The 18,744-nt window shown below is 57.7% G+C and carries 16 protein-coding genes; 5 read left to right on the top strand and 11 right to left on the bottom strand.

All coding sequences use genetic code 11. The features are described from left to right. Positions 1-11 precede the first annotated feature (11 nt). Positions 12-875, bottom strand: coding sequence for a radical SAM protein (locus L1A08_RS12635; RefSeq protein ID WP_238756768.1), 864 nt, complete (start codon positions 873-875; stop codon positions 12-14). 425 nt (positions 876-1,300) lie between these two features. On the opposite strand from L1A08_RS12635, the gene L1A08_RS12630 reads away from it, so the two are divergent. Together L1A08_RS12630 and L1A08_RS12625 are read left to right on the top strand one after the other, a co-directional pair. Then, positions 1,301-1,633 (top strand): hypothetical protein, encoded by a 333-nt coding sequence (locus tag L1A08_RS12630; RefSeq protein WP_238756767.1) that lies wholly within the window; start codon positions 1,301-1,303, stop codon positions 1,631-1,633. A 524-nt stretch (positions 1,634-2,157) separates the two neighbouring features. Beyond that, positions 2,158-2,487, top strand: a complete 330-nt coding sequence (locus L1A08_RS12625; RefSeq protein WP_238756766.1) for a hypothetical protein — start codon at positions 2,158-2,160, stop codon at positions 2,485-2,487. A gap of 78 nt (positions 2,488-2,565) precedes the next feature. Here the strand turns inward: L1A08_RS12625 and L1A08_RS12620 are convergent, their stop codons facing one another. The 4 genes from L1A08_RS12620 to L1A08_RS12605 all read right to left on the bottom strand — a co-directional run bounded on the left by L1A08_RS12620 (position 2,566) and on the right by L1A08_RS12605 (position 5,679). Next, entirely contained in the window at positions 2,566-3,099 is a 534-nt protein-coding gene (locus L1A08_RS12620) for a hypothetical protein (protein ID WP_238756765.1), read from the bottom strand. Further along, positions 3,096-4,079: a rod shape-determining protein MreC gene (locus tag L1A08_RS12615; RefSeq protein ID WP_238756764.1), complete on the bottom strand. Its 984-nt coding sequence runs from the start codon at positions 4,077-4,079 to the stop codon at positions 3,096-3,098. Before L1A08_RS12615 ends, L1A08_RS12620 begins: the two co-directional genes overlap by 4 nt. A gap of 31 nt (positions 4,080-4,110) precedes the next feature. Then, positions 4,111-5,160, bottom strand: coding sequence for a rod shape-determining protein (mreB, locus tag L1A08_RS12610; protein ID WP_238756763.1), 1,050 nt, complete (start codon positions 5,158-5,160; stop codon positions 4,111-4,113). 177 nt (positions 5,161-5,337) lie between these two features. After that, complete coding sequence (locus L1A08_RS12605; RefSeq protein ID WP_238756762.1) at positions 5,338-5,679, bottom strand: hypothetical protein; 342 nt, start codon at positions 5,677-5,679, stop codon at positions 5,338-5,340. A gap of 450 nt (positions 5,680-6,129) precedes the next feature. On the opposite strand from L1A08_RS12605, the gene L1A08_RS12600 reads away from it, so the two are divergent. After that, entirely contained in the window at positions 6,130-7,182 is a 1,053-nt protein-coding gene (locus tag L1A08_RS12600) for a DUF1559 family PulG-like putative transporter (protein WP_238756761.1), read from the top strand. A gap of 332 nt (positions 7,183-7,514) precedes the next feature. Here the strand turns inward: L1A08_RS12600 and rpsU are convergent, their stop codons facing one another. Next, positions 7,515-7,706 carry a 30S ribosomal protein S21 gene (gene rpsU / locus L1A08_RS12595; protein ID WP_238756760.1) on the bottom strand — a complete coding sequence of 64 codons (192 nt, stop codon included), beginning with the start codon at positions 7,704-7,706 and terminating at the stop codon, positions 7,515-7,517. Between the two features lie 409 nt (positions 7,707-8,115). Here rpsU and L1A08_RS12590 point away from each other — a divergent pair, with 409 nt between their 5' ends. Beyond that, positions 8,116-9,315, top strand: a complete 1,200-nt coding sequence (locus L1A08_RS12590) for a tetratricopeptide repeat protein (protein ID WP_238756759.1) — start codon at positions 8,116-8,118, stop codon at positions 9,313-9,315. Positions 9,316-9,383: 68 nt separating this feature from the next. Here the strand turns inward: L1A08_RS12590 and L1A08_RS12585 are convergent, their stop codons facing one another. Then, a complete protein-coding gene (locus L1A08_RS12585; protein WP_238756758.1) occupies positions 9,384-10,322 on the bottom strand; it encodes a hypothetical protein in 939 nt (312 codons plus the stop codon). A gap of 373 nt (positions 10,323-10,695) precedes the next feature. On the opposite strand from L1A08_RS12585, the gene L1A08_RS12580 reads away from it, so the two are divergent. Beyond that, positions 10,696-11,514 (top strand): sensor histidine kinase, encoded by an 819-nt coding sequence (locus tag L1A08_RS12580; protein ID WP_238756757.1) that lies wholly within the window; start codon positions 10,696-10,698, stop codon positions 11,512-11,514. 33 nt (positions 11,515-11,547) lie between these two features. Here L1A08_RS12580 and L1A08_RS12575 read toward each other — a convergent pair whose 3' ends face one another. From L1A08_RS12575 to L1A08_RS12560, 4 genes are all read right to left on the bottom strand, one after another. Beyond that, complete coding sequence (locus L1A08_RS12575; RefSeq protein WP_238756756.1) at positions 11,548-12,603, bottom strand: PA0069 family radical SAM protein; 1,056 nt, start codon at positions 12,601-12,603, stop codon at positions 11,548-11,550. A gap of 51 nt (positions 12,604-12,654) precedes the next feature. Beyond that, positions 12,655-14,016 (bottom strand): tetratricopeptide repeat protein, encoded by a 1,362-nt coding sequence (locus L1A08_RS12570; RefSeq protein WP_238756755.1) that lies wholly within the window; start codon positions 14,014-14,016, stop codon positions 12,655-12,657. An 86-nt stretch (positions 14,017-14,102) separates the two neighbouring features. Then, positions 14,103-16,670, bottom strand: a complete 2,568-nt coding sequence (locus L1A08_RS12565; protein WP_238756754.1) for a hypothetical protein — start codon at positions 16,668-16,670, stop codon at positions 14,103-14,105. A 453-nt stretch (positions 16,671-17,123) separates the two neighbouring features. Further along, a complete protein-coding gene (locus tag L1A08_RS12560) occupies positions 17,124-18,662 on the bottom strand; it encodes a sulfatase (RefSeq protein WP_238756753.1) in 1,539 nt (512 codons plus the stop codon). Positions 18,663-18,744: the final 82 nt, after the last annotated feature.

The raw sequence follows: 18,744 nt of genomic DNA, 5'->3' as shown, positions 1-18,744 counted from the left end.
TCGTGGATCGATCAAAACAGACGATCGGCAAAGCCGTCCTGACCGACACCCACTCTTCCCGGTAAAACCTGGCGGGCGATTTCGACCATGCGATCCCGATAGTCTAGTTCCACGGACGCGGGATCGACGGCTCGCATCGCTTCCACCAGCGGCGTTTTACGGGTCCGCTGTCCGGTCGGGCTGCCGTCCCCTTCGATGAAGTGATCGATGATCACCCCATCCGCGACGGCGGCGATTCGTTCAAAGAATTTCTCGGGATGCTTGATCGGCAGCAACGGAGCCACGGTCACAAGAACGCGAATGCCGGCCTGCGTGAGTTGTCGGCAGGCTTCCAGCCGCCGCTCCACCGAAGCCGCCGGGGGCGGTAATGACGGCAGAGTCTCTCGGTCTGATTCGATCGACACATGCACGCGAACTTTCGTTCGCTCCCGCAACTGAGCGAGCAGCGGACCCTCTCGGGCCACATCGGCGGAGTGGGTCTGCAGGATCAATTCCTCCGGAGGCTGCTCCATCATCGCCATCAGGACCGATCGAGTGATGCCGGACTTCCGTTCCTGCGGAACGAAGGGGTCGGTGGAACTGGAGCAGAAAACTGAAAACTTTTTTTCCTGGCGGCTCGCCCAGCGACGTTCACGCTCGACCGTCCGCAGATAAACCTCAGCCGCATTGCGGCGGATCTCCAGGAAACTCCCCCAGGGGCGCCCCCGGGTGACGAAAAAGTTGTGCTGGACGTAACACCCGACTCCACAAAGAGATCGGCCAAAACTGCAGCCCCGGTATGGCTGCAGGGAATGGGACGAAATCTGATCGAGATATCCCGTGCAGCGGGTCAGTATTTCCTGCACCAGGACGCCATTTTCGGGGGTTTGGATCACGTCTTTTCTGCTTGTCAATTGGCATTCTCACCGACAATATCGGTAAATTTGGATAAAATAGGAAAGATCGGTAAAATTGGATATTGCCTTAAGTTCACCTTCGATTATGTTCCTACCCGTTGTCCGACAACGTTGCTTTTCTGCAACACGGTCGGAGGCACGGGAAGCCAATGGATGGCCGTTTTGGCTTCGTTCAAACGGTTTCCCGTCGCTGCAGCGAAGAAGGTTTCGGTTTCTGTTCTGGCCAGCGGACACCGGAAAAAAAAGTGAGTCGCACGTCATTACTCATCTGTCGGGGCAAAGGTTCGGCGCCCCAGTGAGACTCCGGCTTCCAGCCGCAAATTCGCAAGGCACTGAGTCATGAAGTGCACCAAGTCTAAAAAGTTTCACAAAATCGAAATCTCAACAGATTAAGGTAACCCCTCATGATTAAAGCACTGCTTAATGACGAAGCTGGTTTCATCGTTTCGGCTGAACTCGTTCTGGTCGCCACCCTGCTGGTGATCGGTCTGATCGTCGGTCTGAGCTCCATTCAGCACGCTGTTGTTGCTGAACTGAACGATGTTGGCGACGCCATCGGCGAAGTCAACCAGTCCTACATGTACACCGGATTCTCGGCTGCAAAGCAGGTCGGCAACCAGCCGAAGGCTTACACCCGCGGCTCTCAGTACAACGACCAGCAGGACGATTGCGACAACGATCAGTGCGATCTGGCTTGCGATGTTCCGATGGCCGAAGGCAAGAAGAAGTTCAACTAGTTTGATCAGGTTCTCCTGACTTGAATCGGCCAGGGTCTTGAAGCAGTTTCATGACCCTGGCTATTTTTTCGCCTCGACGAAGTGGAGCGAATGCGAGTTCCCACGCTGAACCGGCCGGGTTTTCGGTCAATGAGGATGATTCCCGATCCGAGACGTTCTGAGAAAAATGCGTAAAATGGGGAGATTCTGCTTGTTAATCAGTCTGGTTCCTCTGATAGGATGAGCGGACTTGCCGAAATGTTGAATTTGTGCAACATTCGCAGGTGATTCTCGGCATCAGTCGACTCTGGGATGGAGCCGCCCTTGTCGCACGGTACCGAGAGCTGCAGCAGTCGAAGGAGATTCTGTTTTGGCCGACAGATTCTCGTTGGACTCTTTCGTATTCATACGCACTTTCGAAACCTCCGTTTTCACGAGCCCGAAAACGATCAATTCGTGAAGTGAATCTGTCTGCGAGCCGCTTTGGCCGGCGGCGGGTCCGAAAGTTATTGCACGTTCCAACAATCTCACGCAAGGAATTCTCAATGTTTAACGCACTGCTGAAAGACGAAGCCGGCTTCATCGTCTCGGCTGAACTCGTGCTGATCGCGACACTGCTCGTGATCGGTCTGATTGTGGGGCTGAGCTCCATTCAGCACGCTGTTGTCGCCGAACTCAACGATGTTGGGGATGCGATCGGCAGCCTGAATCAGTCCTACTGGTACACTGGTTTCTCCAAGTCAAAAGACTTCGGTGGTGGTTTCGCTGCTTACACTCGCGGTTCCGCCTTCCAGGACGAAACCGATGACTGCGATAACGACCAGTGCGACATCGCCTGCGATGTCCCGGTTAACGAAGGTCCGAAGAGGAATTAGTCCTCTCTGACTTCAGAACAGCAAAGGCCACGGATTCTTCCGTGGCCTTTCTTCTTTGGAATCTGCACTGGGCGCGAGCTATCGGAGTTCGATTTCCGTCCGGCGGTTCATCGGGAACGACAAGGCCGCTGATACGCCCGCGACCAGAATCGTGACCAGCAACCAGAGTCCGGCGGCGATCGCGGCAAGTTGAATGGCGTGCTGAAACGCCGGCACGATGGCCTTGCCCCCGCTGGAGCGAATCGCGGTCGCCAGTTCGCCGATCAGAACCTGCACGCCGCAAACGCAAAAAACATTCAGGGTTCCCCGCCAGATCCACGGGATTCGCTGTTCTCGCAGGACATTCAGGCAGATCAGGCCGCCCATTGCGCTGGAGACGGCACTTGTTCCGATTGGAAGCGAACCACAGGCTTCGCCGACCAGACCGATGCCGACGAACACGGCCGCGATGACCCCTGAGGGCTGTTGCAGGCAAATTCCCGTCGCCAGCAAGGGCAACAGAATGTTCTGAAGTAAGCCGACTGATTCTCCGCGGATCTCGACAACGGCTGCGACTGCCATTACTGGCAAGACGATCGCCAGATGAATCAGAATCTGCAGGGTCCGTTTCATGGTCCCCCCTTCCCTTGCGGACTGCCCGCGTCACCCGCTGAATCCGCTGTGGCGAGGCGAGCCGGAGAAACCTGTTCGGAGAGGACAAAGACATCGCGAACCGTTTCGAGCCGAGCGGCGGGATCCACCTCGATCTCCCAGAACGGGCTGTTTCCCTTTACTTTCGCCGCGGCAATCTTTCCGAGCACGAGGGGCTGGTCCCAACTCGATTCGCGGTCGTGCAGGACGATGTAGTCACCAGCCGCGACGGGCGCGGTGTTCTCGACATATTTGAGATCGCAATACTCGGCACCAGTCCCGTGCAGACTTCCGATGCCCACGTTCCGCCAGACTTCGCCATCGAGTTTCATTACCGCTACGGGGCAGCGGAACTCCGGATCGTTGACTTCGCGGAAGGAACTGCTCCAGCGCCCGACCTGCTCAATCTGACCGACAATCACGCGGCCGGCCAGCACCAGGTCATCGGGGCGAACCTCGTGATCGGCTCCGAGGTCGATCAGCGAGTCTTCCGATTTCAGAATCCAGTCCCGTTCCTGAAGTTGCCGGTTCTCACCAGCGTCGAGCCATTTTCCGCTTCTCCACTGCTGTTCCATCTCACCCGAAAGCCTCCGGGCGGCTACGAGACGTGGTCGAAACAGTCGCTCGGAAGCCTCAGCCGGCAAGGAGTGTTCTCCAGCTTGTAAGGCTGCCTGCATGGCGATCAACTTCCGTTCGAGCCGGGAGATCTCCTCAGTCGCGGAAGCATCGAACGTTGCACCTTCTTCAACCGACCTGGCCTCAGTTGAGGTCGATACAAGAACGCGTCCTATGCTGGACGGCCATTGGATTTCCGGTATTCGGTTAACGATTGGCGCGGACAGATCGCGCAGCTTCATTCGCAATTGAACCCGTGAGCTCTCCGGCAGAGCTGCGGCCGCGCAGCCGAGAATCATCCAGCCAATGAGCACCAGAGTCGCTCGTGTCTGATTGCGATAATTCATGGCCTCGAACGTTCCAGAGAGCAACAGCGACTCAAAGGTTTCCACTGTCCGACATCAGCACGTGTTTCCACTGCGAGAGATGTTCGAGACAGATCGCAGTGCCGCGAGCGACTGTTGTGGTCGGATCGTCATCGATGCGGACCGGGATCCCCAGGTACTCGCGCAAATACTGGTCAATTCCGCGGATCAGGGCACCGCCGCCGGTGAGAACGAGGCCGGTCTGCGCGAGGTCCGAAATCAACTCCGGTGGACATTGTTCGATTGTCTCGCGAAGACACGCGCCAATCTCTTCCAGAGTTCGCAGCATCACTTCGCGGATTTCTTCGCTGGTCACGATCGCCTTGCGGGGCACGCCACTGACCAGGTCGAGCCCGCGGACTTCCATCGCATGTTCGTGCGACAGTCGCCATGCCGATCCCAGATCGATCTTCACCTGTTCGGCTGTCTGAAGGCCGATCCGGAGTGAGTATTGTCTTCGCAGGTAATCGACGATCGCCTGATCAAAATGCTCGCCGGCGACTCGGGAGGACTTGCTGACGACAATGTCTCCCAGGCTTAATACCGCCGCTTCGGTCGTGCCGCCTCCCAGATCGCAGACCATGGACGCAATCGGCTCCGAGATCGGCATACCAGCTCCGATGGCCGCAGCCCGCGGCTCTTCGATGAGGTAAACCTTCCCGGCTCCAGACCGCTCGGCGCTGTGAAAGACGGCCCGTTTTTCGACGGGCGAAATTCGTCCGGGGACCGCGATAACCGTACGGGGACGCAGAGCTCGGCCGTTGCCAATCGCTTTGCGAACGAAGTACTTGAGCATCGCTTCGCAGAGTTTGAAGTCGGTAATGACCCCTTCAGAAAGAGGGCGAACAGCGGAAATTGTGTCCGGGGTCCGGCCGAGCATCTGACGAGCCAGCTTCCCGACGGCGGTTCCGCGACCGAGAATCCGTCGGGAGTCGCGGGCGAGAGCGACCACCGACGGTTCATTCACGACAATACCGGTCCCCAGAACCGCGATCAGAGTGTTCGCTGTTCCCAGGTCGATTCCCAACCCCGGGGAAACCCATCTGTGCAGTCGCTGCAGCATGTCCTGGCCGATATAGAAAAACGCTTCCTGCGAAATCGGCCGGACTGTACTCGTGATGGGCTCTTTGCAGCAAGATCGACTTCTCGCCCGGGGACGCAGGGATCCGCAGAACCTGAGAATCTGCAAGGAGTTTCGCTCGACGTTAAGCAGGAAGCCACCGGTATTGGTGCGAATCTGTTACCCATCGAGATCAAGAATGTTGCCGCAGATCTGTTCAGCGTCGGGACAACGCCGCGAATCATGCAGTCGTTCCAGGTTCTTCAAAGCCGCTTCGTGCTGATCGGTCGATTCGTCTTCTCCGCCTAACGCTTCGCGGCCATCGGCATCGCGGTCGGACTCCAGCGAGGCTTCACTGACATCGCCCGACTGACGACTGTTCAGTGCTTCGATGGTGCTGCGAAAATCCTGTCCAGAACTGGCCTGCGCCGCTTCGTTGCGACCAGAACGGACCTGCTGCCCTCCACTGACCGAGCTGGCCAGGATAGCGGGATTGAGTGAATTGAAGCCGACGTGACTCATCGCGGGGTCTCCGGACCAGGAATACCTTTCCAGAAGAAAACCGGCCTGCTGTCGTTCAATCGTGGCTCATCGATGGCACCTGTTTTTGTCTACATCGTCTTTCGAAGGGGGAAACTGCAGAAAGCCGGGCAAGTTGGGCCGAATTTTCCGAAAATACACGCGGCATCCTCCGCATTTTCCCGGCACTGCCGGAGAATCTCTCAAGAGAAGGCGAGAGATCATGAGCAGGCGGCTCGATTCGGCGAAAGGCGTTGTAGAATTTCGGATCAGTAGACGTTTAAGAGAGGACCGGTCCGTTTCGGCAAGGTGTTCAGATTTCTCCGATCATCCATTGGGCAATTTGCATTCGTCGACCGCTCCTGATAATGTAAATCAGTCTCGAGACCCTATCGTACGCAGTTCATGAGCCTTGTTTTAGCGGGGCCTGTGGACCCTCCATGGAGATATCTTATGGTGCCGCTGCACGCCCCAACTATTACCAAACGACGCGGCTTCACGCTTGTTGAACTGCTCGTTGTGATCGCCATTATCGGCGTTCTGGTCGCCCTGCTGCTGCCGGCCGTCCAGCGTGCCCGCGAAGCCGCTCGCCGCACCGCTTGCCGCAACAACCTGCACCAGATTGTGCTGGCCGCACACAACTATCTCGATTCACACAAGTGCTTCCCGTCAGGGTACATCCGACCGGAACCGGGCGATGTGAACAGCAACGGAATCCAGGATGTCAATGAAGACGTCGACGGCGACGGATTCATCGACGGGACGAACATCAATTACGTCGCGTTCGAACTCACGCTCAATACAAAGTATCCGCTCAACTTCCAGGCCAATCCGATTGTTTTCAATCTGGAGTCCAACCCGCAGTACACCGTTGATCACTGGTGGTACGACAACCTCTGGTCGTGGATGGCGTTAATGCTGCCTGAACTGGATGCGGAAGTGGCCGCCGGTGCGGAAACTCGTCAGCTGAAGTTTGACTCCGCCCTGAACTGGAATCAGAAGAACCAGACGGCCGTGCGGATTCAGATGGATTCCTTCATCTGCCCGAGTGCCGTGCTCCCGAATACGCGACCGGAAGGTTTCGGCTTCTCGTCTTATCGCGGCGTGGCCGGCCGGACGCCTGCTCCTGGAAGTTCCAGCGGCGGATCAATCAACAATGGCGTTCTCTTCCGGAACAGTGCTGTCACCGACCGGGACATCTCGGATGGAATGACAACGACGCTGATGGTGGGCGATTCTCTGTTCGGTTTTTGGGGTGATGGAGCTTCCTGCTGTAGTGCCGTACCCCACCAGAATGATTCCACTCGGCAGATCGACGATCTGCTGGCCGATTATGATGATTCCAATTATCTCAGCCCGATCTTCACCTTCGGCAGCTGGCACGACGGGATCGTGGTCTTCTCGATGTGCGACGGCTCAACCCGCGACATCTCGAAATCAATTGATCGCACAATCTTTGGCAATCTGGCCACCCGCAACGGGAACGAGCAGATCCAGGATTTCTAGATCAGGTTCCGCGTAAGAGGAGCGGCCTTCAGTGACGTAAACTGTTCTTTGCCGGCCCTTCAACGCTCGTAGAACTCAAAAAGCACGCCTTAATCCGGGGCGTGCTTTTTCTATTAAAGCGGACCGCTCGAACTCCGCGTTCTGGACGGACGGAATGGTTTCCCCTGTGAAGCCAGCTGCTCAGCAGGTTCAGCGGGCGCATAAAAAAGGCACTGACTGTTCAGTCAGCGCCTTTTTCGTTCCTTCCGCAGGAATGAACCCAGGGGGTCGATTCCTCACTCTGAGAGTGTGAGCTGGTTCGCAATTCGATGAGTTATCGAATCAGTCGCGAACTAGCGTGCGCGTCGGTTAATTTGCTCGCGGCGTTCTGCCCGACGACGTGCACGTCGCTTGGTTTCGCTGGGCTTCTCGTAGTATTCCCGGCGACGCATTTCCTTCTTAATTCCGCTGTGTTCAACCAGCTTCCGGAAACGCTTGACGGCGTCGTTGACATTTTCTCCTTCGCGGAGACGCAATTTAACCACGCAATTCACCTCCTCTCAGTTTTTTCCTGAATGTTTCGGGGGACTTCGTCGGTAAAGACAAAGCGAATATTGTCATATGAATCACCGTGACGGCGCACGGATCCAGACCGTATGGAACGGTTCGAAACGACGAGCGTAGCAGAAACCGTCGGGAAATAACACCCATTCCCATGCACGCCGGCGACCGGGATTGCAAACTTTACCAGCTTCCGGAGCTTTTCGGCCGAATTCGCATTCATCTTGAGGGAAAAATTGGGGATCGCTATTTTTTGTTGAAATCAAGTCGCGGCACCATTCCACTCCGCCGCACCCTCCTCCTTTCAATCATTTCCCCTTGGCTGTTCCTCAGCAGTCATCTCCAGCGACTCGACAGGCCCGGATCCCGGGTCGATCGAAGTGAGGTTCCTCCATGATCTCCTGCCTTAATCGTCTTGGACTCATTGCCGGTACCGTCCTCTCGACGGCTGCTCTCTTCAGCCTGTGCGGCTGCACGAGAATGACCGGGTTTGTAATGAATGAGTCGGGCCAAGCCTATTACCAGCGTGGTAACTACACAATGGCCGCTCGTGAATTTCACAAGGCGGTCGTCGAAGACCCGACCAACCCGCACTATCTGTATAACCTCGCGGCTGCGAACGCCAAGCGGGGCGAATACATGCAGGCCGAACAAATCTACCGTCAGGCCATCAGTATCGATCCCTCCCACCAGCCGTCGTATCACGGTCTGGCGGCGATGATGGTCGAACAGGGCCGTGTCGGAGAAGCCGAACAGATGCTGACCACATGGGCCGGAGCTCAGCCCTATTCGGCGGAAGCTCAGGTTGAAATGGCCTGGTTGCAGCAGAAGAATGGCAACTATCAGGCCGCGGAAGGCTCTCTGATGCAGGCTCTGCGAATCAATCCACGGCACGATCACGCTATCGCTCAGCTGGGCCAGGTCTACGAAGCTCAGGGCCGTCCGCAGGAAGCGATGGCCATGTATGAACGAGCCGTGATTTCCGATCCGAGTCGGTATCAGGTCCAGTCGCGCCTCGCCGGTCTTGAAGAACGATATCCGAACCTGAAGAACCAGCAGGCTCCCACGCGGATGGCTGGCGTTCCCGCCGGAGCCGCCCCCTGGGAAACGCAGGGTGCTCAGATTGCCGCCTGGAACGCTCCGATGATGGGTGGTGCTCCGCAGATGGCAGCCGCCCCGATGATGCCGATGGATCCAGGCATGGCGAGTTATCCTCAGATGACCGCTCAGCCGCACATGGCCAGCTATCCGCAGATGAATGGCTATCCCCAGACAACAACCGCCTGGGCTCCTCCGATGCCCGCTCCGCAAGTCGGCTACGGAATGCCCTACAATACGCCCGGAATGAACCCGCAGTATCAGGTCGCCGCACCGCCAACTTTCGACTGGACCGCTCAGAATCAGCAGATGATGATGGCACCCCAGGCGATGATGGCCCCGCAGACCACGATGTCTGCTCCGCAGGTGGCTTCACCGTTCGACGGGATGATGCCTCAGCATGACTTCCAGGCTCAGGGGAACTTCTCAGCGTCTCCGAGTTTCGGTTGGCAGCCGCAGATGTCGCAGGCACTGCCGGAAGTTCAGGCGTTCTAAAGTCAACGAATCGAATCTGATAGATTCCAGGTGTGATGTCCTCCGCGGGCATCACACTTTTTTGTTGGTCAGGCCGGCTCCGGCAGATTTTTCGGATGCAGGCCTTTCTTCGCGATGCGAACGGTAATAATCGCATCAACGCCATGCGCGATCACGAACGCGATGAACGTGAGCACGAGCGGCAGGGTATTGCCGGTCTCCGCCCACCGTTTGATGCCGATCAGCAAGGTGGTCCACGTGATGATCCCGCCGAACATCTCCAGAACAGCTATCGAGGTGTGTCCCATCAGAAAGTCGCCCCAGGACGGGAAAATAAAACTTCGCCAGGCCAGTTGAAACGGAGTCCAATAGGTCGCTCCGCAGTTGTCACAGGTATGAGTTTGCACCGGTACCTGATCTTTGCAGTACGAACAAAGGTTCTCCAGCGACTGCGAGGACGCAGGATTGAACCCGGAAGCCCGATAGCGATCGAGCGCCTTCTGAAAGATGGCCGGCATTTCTTTGCGATCGGATTTTGAGAACCCGGAAAAGGACAGCTTTTTCCCGTCCTTGAGTTTCAGGTTCAGCATCCCGTTCCAGGTTCCCTTGAACTTCTCGATCTGGCTGTAATACAGCATCCAGAAGGTTCGTTTGGCTTTCCCGCGCGAGTTGCAGTGAATCATCACCAGTCGGAGATTCGTCAGCACGAACTGCGTGTGATTGATCATCGAAGCCCAGAGTCCCATGAAATAGAACTCCATAAACGAGTAGCGGACTCCCTTGGCGACATAGAGAACGCGTTCTCCCTCGTGCAGACAGTCTCGCAGTTCCGGTTCGATCTGCTGGATCAGCTTGACCTTCCGTTTTATCTCGGTTTTCCAGCCCCAGCCGTCGGTCTTCGGGAACATCGATTCAATGTCGTAATCGATCTCGGGAGACAGCGAGAGATTCAGTTCAGCGAGCCGTTCTTCAGCGGTCGGTTTGACCGGGAGGGGCGTGAATAAATCATCGGAACGGGCCACAGTCATCGTTCTCTCCGTGGGAATTCGATTGGAGCATCGCTGGCGAACTTCGGAAGACGAGAACGGAGTGAGCCGCTCATCAGCAGGCTCCATCTTGTCCACGTGGCGAACAATTTTCAATTGCGGAGAATGTCGGTTTCTCTGGTTTACCCATCCTCCGGGGAAATCCTAACCGGGGCAGCAGACACGTTCTCACGAGTGACTTTCAAACCGGGGCGCCTTCCCACAAGTTTTTGGCGGGCCCCTGCCGATCTTCGAGAACAGCGGAGTTCGCGCGCCTGCTCTGGCTGCTGGAGAGCACCCACAGGCGAAGACTGATTGCCAGCCCGGCAATTGTCAGAAAGATTCCTCCGCGCAGAGAAAGGAATCGACAGCCGCCATGTACGCCCCGAATCAATCTGTTTCTGATGAGCCTTCCCAGAACACTCCGGAACGGGTCGCTGCACTCGAGAATCAGCTCGCTGAAATGCAGAAGCTGATGTTGCAACTGGAGAAGATGAGCACTGTTGGTGTGCTGGCCTCTTCGATCACGCACGAGTTCAACAACATCCTGACGACGGTTATCAACTACGCCAAAATGGGGCTGCGGCATCGCGACGACGCGACTCGCGACAAGGCCTTCGACAAGATTCTGGCGGCCGGTCAGCGCGCGGCCAAAATCACGACCGGAATGCTGTCCTACGCACGGCATCGGGCGGATGCCCGGGAGATGCATTGCCTTTCGCATCTGGTCGAAGACGTCCTCGTTCTGGTCGAGAAAGATCTGCAGAAGCACCGGGTCTCGCTGGTCAAGAACTACGCGGAAGAAGCCTATGCGGATGTAAACCCGAATCAGCTGCAGCAGATTCTCCTGAACCTGATCATCAATGCTCGTCAGGCGATGGCTGAAGGCGGCACGTTGACGATCACCGTCGACGTCGATCGCGAAGGCCCCTGGGCTCTGGTCGCGGTCAAAGATACCGGCAGCGGAATCCCGGCTGATCAGCTGCCAAAAATCTTCGACAACTTCTACACGACCAAGAAGGCCGACGAACACGGTCAGGGGGGAACCGGACTCGGTCTGGCCTTTTGCCGGCAGATTATCGAGGCTCATCGCGGCCGTATCCGAGTCGACAGCCGCGTGGGAGAAGGAACCAGCTTCACGCTCAAGCTCCCGCTCGGCAAAGCCAACGACTTCATTTCCAATAAAGCGGGCTGATCTCAGGCCGTATCGAGTCCGTCGGATTCTGGATCAGAACAGCCGAAGTTGACCGCTTGACGGCTGGGGGGGCACGAACTGCGTGACATCGAGTTCGGGCAGGTTGCTAAACCCATACTTCTGGCGGAAGACCTGGAACATGGTTCGGATCTGATTGGCAATCTCGCCGCTGCCGACCATCCGTTCGCCCCAGTTCGATTCGTTCAGCTTCCCGCTGCGAGTCTGCCTGACAAGGCTTTCCACCTTCTCGGCTTTCAACGGCTGCGTTCTCTCGAGCCATTCGCGAAAAACCGGCTCTACGGTCAAGGGAAGTCGCAGGAGCACATAGCGGGCATCAACCGCGCCTGCGTCTCGAGCCGCTTTGAGAATGCCCGCGGCTTCGTGATCGTTCAGCCCCGGAATCAGCGGCGCGACCATAACGCGGACCGGGACGCCCGCATTGGCCAGGGACTCGACGGCACGCAGACGAGCGGCCGGAATGCTCGTGCGAGGCTCCATCACGCGGGCCAGTTCGACATCGAGCGACGTGATCGAGAGATTCACATGCACGAGACGGCGGGCCGCCATGTCCCTCAGCAAGTCGAGATCCCGCAGCACGAGAGCATTCTTCGTGATAATACTGACCGGCTGGTGACAGTCACTGGCGACTTCAAGGCATTGTCGAGTCAGTCGAAACTTCCGCTCGGCCGGCTGATAGCAGTCCGTGACGCCCGAAAAGATGATCGGTTCCGGCACCCATCGGTCGCGACTGAGAAAGTCCCGCAACAGTTTCGGAGCCTCGTGTTTGACGAAGATTCGAGTCTCGAAATCCAGCCCGGCATTCAGCCCGAGATATTCATGAGAGTTTCGGGCGTAGCAGTACGGGCAGGCATGTGCGCAGCCTCGGTAAGGATTCAAGCTGAACCGGAACGGAACGTCGGGGGAGTCGTTCTCGGAAACGATTGACCGGGAGGAGTCAGCGAGATACTGAATCTTGCGATCCGCCCGTTCCTTAAGATACTCGACATCCCATTCGAGATGCTCGAAATCGGGTTCGACGTGGACGCGCTCAAAGCGGTTGGGGGGATCGAGATGGGAACCGTGTCTCATGGGCTAAACTCCGCAGCTATTCTACGCAGTTGGCCCGGCCTTATCCAAATGTCACTGTCCGCTGGCGAAGCTGAACGTAAAGACGTCGGTCACGCTGGTAATGCTCGGCTGCATGCCGAGGCGAACATAGCGTCGATCCGGCGATACGACGGCGGTGGCATCGAGCCGGACGCCCGAAGAGACGGGGGCAATCACCGGTGAGTAGCCGACTGCTCCCGCCGCTGCGGGGGAGATCTGGTTCAACGGAGCAGGCGGCTGATAGCGCAGATCCTGTCGCAACCGGTGCAGCAGGATCGCCGTCGTTTTTCGCCGTGCCTCGCTCGATTCCCGGACCGGTTCAAAGACCGGAGTCTGCTCGGTGCGTCGTCCCTGGTGCAGCGAGATTCGGAACTTCTTCGCCTGTTGGTCAAACACGACATTTACGAAATCCCGTTGCTCGTGATCCGTCCCGGCATAGCGAATGACTTCCAGTTTCGCCCGATTGCCCACGACGCGGCCGTAGTTGTACTGAGCGGTCACGACGTAAGCCCCGGGGGCGCCAAATGCACAGACGTAATGCTCGTAGCATTCGGCCTGATTGGGGCCGGCTCCTTCATGAAGCAGGGCTCCTCCGGAAGCCGTGTGAGGATTCGCGAACGAACAGGTTGTTCCGAGTGGCTCGGCGACAATCAGATCCAGATCGGCATCACCGGACCAGGTCAGCCGAAGTTCGAGATCCCGGATCTGAGCCCGTTGCAGATTCTTGTCGATCCGCTCGGCGAGCTCCGTCTTTTCCTGTTGCCGGGCAGCGAGTTTCCAATTCGACAGAAGTTTGACGGCTCGATTGTGCTGCTGCTGATAACCATCGAACCAGTAGTAGGTGAGGATTCCTGTCGTCGCCCAGATTCCGGCTTCGACGTCATCCAGTTTTTCTGCCAGACGCATGCCGAGCAGATAAGGCTCCGGTCGGGTCGGTTCAAGTCGCGAGACCTGCCGATAGAGGTTCAACGCCTGCTGTTCGGCTCCAAGTCGAACGAGGTAAGCCGCCGAGCCGAGCAGGTTCGGAACGTCGGTCGCGTTGAAGTCGGTCAGCGAAAGCAGGACGCGATTCACTTCGTCATCCGGACGCCCTTCGATCTCCATCGAAAGCGCAAGCACCTCGTACATCCAGGGCTCGGACTTGCCGGCTCTCAAGGCTTCTTCGAGGGCGACGACGATGTGATCAAAGTGCCGACCGCGCTGCAGTCGCTGAATCAGTTCACGGACTTCGGCTCCTTCGTGGGATGTGGAGAAGTAGTTCTTCCAGACGTCGCGCGAGGGAGGGCTGTCGAGATCCTTGAGAGGATCGACTTCTTCCCCCTGAAGAACAGAGGTCCCTATCGTGAAACCGGCCAGCGTTGAGAGAAGCTGCCCGGTCTGAAGGAGGTTGTTCAACGACACAACGGACCGGGAAGAATCCTTCCCGATCCGTTGCGTATGTTCTGGCTCACAATCGCGACGATCGCAATCGTGTTCAGGATCTACTGGTTTTTTTTTGCGTCGTAGAGAGCAGCCGGCGGGATGCTGAAGAAGCCGCCACCACCGAACTGACCGCCACCGCCGCCACCGAGGCCGCCGCCACCAAGACCGCCACCCTGGCCGCCCATCTGGCCGCCACCGACGCCGCCGCCCAGACCGCCGCCGCCACCCTGCAGGGGCTGCGGGGGAATGACCAGGTCGGTCACCGGATAGACGCGGAATTCGTTGACTTCTTCGGCCTTAAGCAATGTCGTGATCTTCATCACTTCATCTTCGATGATCCAGGTCAGCTCGACCGGAGTCGGCGTCTGCTCAAGCATCAGCTTCAGAGCACTCTTCAGCTTGATACCGGAGATAAAGATGTTGACCGGTTCATCCGATGAGATCCCTTCATCGTCCAGTGTGACGACGTCGAGGAGAATCGTGATGTTGTGCAGTTCGCCGATAATGTTCAGAGCATCGGCCAGCGGGGTATCGACGAACGTCAGTTCCGTCTCTTCTTCGAGAGCGGCTCGGATGCGGCGTTCGGCTGGCGAATCGTCACGAAGGTCGACCGACTTCCAGATGCTGCGGCGTTCCGTCAGAGCCTTCCAGACTGGAGCAGACGGCCAACGAATCGGCGGTTCATCCGGGAACGGCACATGCGAGAACTCGACCTGGGTCAGAGTTTCGAGGAACCGGTCGGCTCGCAGCAGTCGCAGGTAGCGGGCGTCTTCCAGCTGACCGGCGGCTTCAGCGGTAAAGCGAGCCGAGTTGGCTGCTCCACTGAACGGGACGAGCTGGACAGCCGCTTCCGCGACAGCTTCTGCTTCGGGATAAGCACTCGGATCGCCGTGGAACCCATCGTCGAGCAGAGCACGGACCTGATCGATCAATTGTTCGAGACGTTCTTCTTCGAGTTGCATCGATTCGATCACACGACGTCGAGCTTCCTGTTCGGCCAGATCCTGTTCAATGCGGATCCGACGATTGCGAATCTGTTCCCGCTGAGCTCGCAGCTGTTGAGCGACGCTGACCACACGGCGATCGAGATTCTGAAGCAGTTCGGGATCGATATCCTGGGCAATGCGGATATTGCCCTGAATGTTCTTCATGATGGAGATCGCCGCTTCCGGATCGACCTGGACGATCGAACGAGCTTCTTCAATGGCCCGTTCGACCTGCAGAGCGAGTTTCTCGCCGGCGGCCTTCTGACGGGCGCGATAGTCACCAATCAGGTCGTCTTCAATGGTCCGCTGCGGAGGAGCGGTCTGCGTTGCTCCCGGACGGTTCTGCAGAGCCTGGTCGATTGTCATCGTTCCGTCAGGCACAGTCGCCGGAGCTTCTTCGGTGTTTTCAGTCGGCACACCCACAGCTCCCTGAGGAGCCTGATCGTCCCCGCTGGGAACGGCCTGCTGCAGCAGCGCGACGTGCTGGACATTCAAAATCCTGGCAGCAGCTTTGTTTCGCGGATCCAGCTGGAGCAGAGCCCGGGAAATCTTCTGAGACTCTTCGAACTGCCCCTTGTTGGCAGCGGTGTTCGCCGCCTGCAGCATCCGCGCGACCTGAACTTCATACTGAGACTTAACTTCGTCCAGCACGGCCACGCCAGCAGTCGGAATGCTGAGTCCGTTGTTCTCTTCAGCCCGGAGCCACAGAGCCCGCAAGGCGGCATGTCCCTGTTCCAGGTTGGCGACAGCCGACTCGGCATCGAGCTGATTGTTGCCATCGCTGAGAGAAACGGTGAAGCTCGTGGCTTCGTCAGCAACCTTGCCGAGGTAAATCGTATCACGATCGGCTCGAACCGGCAGCGGAGCGTTCGGCAGGACGGAAACATCACCCGTCACTGAGAGTTCCGAGGGATACCAGACAGCCGAGTTGACCGAGCCCTGGATCGTGGCGGCAATCTCTTCAGCCGACTGCGATCCGTTGTCGGTCACTACGATGCCGCCGCTGCGAAGTGCGAGCACGCCGAGAACTTCCAGATCTTTCTGGGCTCCCAGAGCATAGCTGATCATTGGCGTCTGCCGGTCAGCCAGCGTGTCGACCAGTTCGGTCATTTCGTCCGAAGAGATCAGACGGGCAGCACTGTAGCCGTCGCCCAGATAAACAATGCGGGCAGACTGGGCGGTATCGATGGAGTCGAGCGAGTTTTCAATCGCTCCGGCCAGATCGGTCGAACCAGCCGGGATGCGGTCGGCCAGCTTCGCCAGGATCTCATCGGTCTTTTCGGCGGTCAGAGTGACGAATCCGTCGGTCAGAGCGACTTGAGCGACATCGACAGCCCAGACGGCGACAGCAGTCTCTTCACCGATCTGGCTGAGCATTTCCCGCAGCACATTCAGTGACTGCTCGCGGAACGCCCCCTGCTGACTGGCCGAGGTGTCGACCAGAATGGCGAGTTGTGCCGGAGTCTGGATGTGGTTTTCGGGCAGACGCAGGCCAATCGCTGCGTAGTCCCGACCTTCCGGAGTGCGGTGGAGCTCAAGCACACGCTGCTGAACTGGCTCACCAGCGAACAGGAATGCATCGCTCGCGTAGTTTCCAGCACAAAGGACAGCGGCGGCAAGCCAAAGTCGTGATCGTCTCATCGTGATGCATCTCCCCGGGCGGGCGTATTGCAGGCGGAACAGAGCTTTCGTCTACTGCCGGTCGACCGAATTTCAGGCCGCCTGATCTCTATCGATAGTGGACGTGGCAATCTCTGAGAACCAAAAACTGGCGCGAGATTGAGGCTTATCTAAACTCACAAAAGGAATTGTATCCTCTGTTTCGACCGCCTTTGAAGGATTTTCTTCCCAAAATGGAGCCAGTTCGTCGAATTGCCGCGATTCAACGGAGCGCAGGCGTCAGGGGAGAAATGGCACTTGCGACCGTTGTATTCCCACTCTCCTGAATAACCCGTACAGCCCGCCCCCGATCGCATCGAATCTGGCTGATCCCGCGATTCTGACGCGGTGATCCTCATGCCGGCGAGGGAAATCCCTCACCGGCTCGCGCGATCGATTCTCCAGCGGATCAGGCATCCCAGCGGGCGGAACGACCTATTCGACCGGTTCCGGCATTTTCGCCTTCATCGATTTCTGCCAGGAGTCCAGGGCCTGCATCAGCTGCCGGGCTTTGAGCGGATTCTTCTTCGACAGGTCTTCCTGTTCGCCCGGGTCATTCTTGAGGTTGTAGAGCTCTTGGTTGCCGTAGTGGTAGAACTGGATCAGTTTCCAGTCCCCTTTCCGAATCGAAGCTCCCGGCGTCCAGGTCGAACCGTGATAGTGAGGATAGTGCCAGTAGAAGGCACGCTCGTCGCCCGATTCTTCCTGCTTCAGCAATGGCACGAGCGATTTTCCGTCGGCGTGAAGTTCAGGCTGACTCGGCATTCCCGCCAGTTCGAGAATCGTGGGGAAGAAGTCCATGCTCACGACCGGAACATCGCAAACCGACCCCGGCGAGGTGACGCCCGGAGCCCGCACGATCATCGGTTCCCGCACGCCCCCTTCATACAGCCAGCCTTTCCCGGAACGCAGCGGCAGATTCGACGTCGGGCCCGCGCTTCGGGTCGTGCACAGTCCTCCATTGTCGGAAAAGAAGATGACGGTCGTGTTCTCTTCGAGCGCCAACGTCTTCAGCGTCTCCATGAGGACCCCGACGCTGTCGTCGACTGCTTTGATCATCGAAGCGTATTCGGGATTGTCCTGGCGCGCCCGGGAAACGCCGTCGTGTTCTTCCACGGTCGGCGTGGGCGTATCGAATTCACGGGCGGCTTTCTCCTCGAAGTGCTCCACATGCTTCTTATACGGCGTAATCGGCGTATGCACGTTGTAATAGGAAAGATAAAGCAGGAACGGCTTCTCTTCGTCCCGCGACTTCAGAAATTTGACCGATTCTTCAGTCAACCGTTCGGTCAGGTATTCGTCCTTTTCTTTGGCTTCCAGGACCGGATTCTTCCACGGCGCGTAGTAGCCGCCCGGAGGTGAGCCGCGGTCGTGTCCACCGATATTGATGTCGAAGCCCTGCTCGGTCGGCCAGTTGCCTTCATCTCCAAGATGCCACTTGCCGGCAAAGAAGGTCTGATAGCCCCCGTCTTTCAGGGCTTCGGCAATCGTCACCTCTTCCGGAGCAAGATCGTCGCGATCGTGAACGTGCTTGAACTTCGCGTCTTTCACCCGATCGGTATTCATGCCGGGAAGCCAGTCGGTCACATCGACCCGCACGGGATGTCGGCCGGTCATGATGCTCGCCCGAGTCGGAGAACAAACCGGACAGGCGGCGTATCCCTGTGTGAACTTCATGCCGGAAGCACAGAGTTTGTCGATCTCCGGGGTTTCGTAATACTTGCTTCCGAAGCATCCGAGATCGGCCCAGCCGAGGTCATCGACGAGGAAGAAGACGAAGTTCATCTTCTCGGCGTCCGTTTTCTCGGTGTCCGTTTTCTCGGTGTCCGTTTTCTCGGTGTCCGTTTTCTCGACGTCCGTCTTTTCGCCGTGCGACTTCGCAGCTTCCGTCTGCTCCGTCGGGGCGGCTTGTGCAGTGGGGGACAACAACAGGCTGGCCAGAGCCAGCATCACGAACAGACGCTCCGGTTTCATAAGCGACCCTTCTCTTCAGGCAAAATGGGGAGATTGTGCAACTGGCTCCGCCAGTGTGGTTGAAGCGAGATCCAAAAAGAAA

This window comes from Rubinisphaera margarita (assembly GCF_022267515.1).
Classification (GTDB): domain Bacteria; phylum Planctomycetota; class Planctomycetia; order Planctomycetales; family Planctomycetaceae; genus Rubinisphaera; species Rubinisphaera margarita.
This window is presented reverse-complemented; position numbering and strand designations above follow the sequence as displayed.

Excerpts from the sequence above, each read along its gene's own strand:
- L1A08_RS12560 (WP_238756753.1), bottom strand. The coding sequence starts at position 18,662 with ATGAAACCGGAGCGTCTGTTCGTGATGCTGGCTCTGGCCAGCCTGTTG.
- L1A08_RS12625 (WP_238756766.1), top strand. The coding sequence starts at position 2,158 with ATGTTTAACGCACTGCTGAAAGACGAAGCCGGCTTCATCGTCTCGGCT.
- L1A08_RS12575 (WP_238756756.1), bottom strand. The coding sequence starts at position 12,603 with ATGAGACACGGTTCCCATCTCGATCCCCCCAACCGCTTTGAGCGCGTC.
- L1A08_RS12580 (WP_238756757.1), top strand. The coding sequence starts at position 10,696 with ATGTACGCCCCGAATCAATCTGTTTCTGATGAGCCTTCCCAGAACACT.
- L1A08_RS12590 (WP_238756759.1), top strand. The coding sequence starts at position 8,116 with ATGATCTCCTGCCTTAATCGTCTTGGACTCATTGCCGGTACCGTCCTC.
- L1A08_RS12565 (WP_238756754.1), bottom strand. The coding sequence starts at position 16,670 with ATGAGACGATCACGACTTTGGCTTGCCGCCGCTGTCCTTTGTGCTGGA.
- mreB (WP_238756763.1), bottom strand. The coding sequence starts at position 5,160 with ATGCTGCAGCGACTGCACAGATGGGTTTCCCCGGGGTTGGGAATCGAC.
- L1A08_RS12630 (WP_238756767.1), top strand. The coding sequence starts at position 1,301 with ATGATTAAAGCACTGCTTAATGACGAAGCTGGTTTCATCGTTTCGGCT.
- L1A08_RS12600 (WP_238756761.1), top strand. The coding sequence starts at position 6,130 with ATGGTGCCGCTGCACGCCCCAACTATTACCAAACGACGCGGCTTCACG.
- L1A08_RS12585 (WP_238756758.1), bottom strand. The coding sequence starts at position 10,322 with ATGACTGTGGCCCGTTCCGATGATTTATTCACGCCCCTCCCGGTCAAA.
- L1A08_RS12620 (WP_238756765.1), bottom strand. The coding sequence starts at position 3,099 with ATGAAACGGACCCTGCAGATTCTGATTCATCTGGCGATCGTCTTGCCA.
- L1A08_RS12615 (WP_238756764.1), bottom strand. The coding sequence starts at position 4,079 with ATGAATTATCGCAATCAGACACGAGCGACTCTGGTGCTCATTGGCTGG.
- L1A08_RS12605 (WP_238756762.1), bottom strand. The coding sequence starts at position 5,679 with ATGAGTCACGTCGGCTTCAATTCACTCAATCCCGCTATCCTGGCCAGC.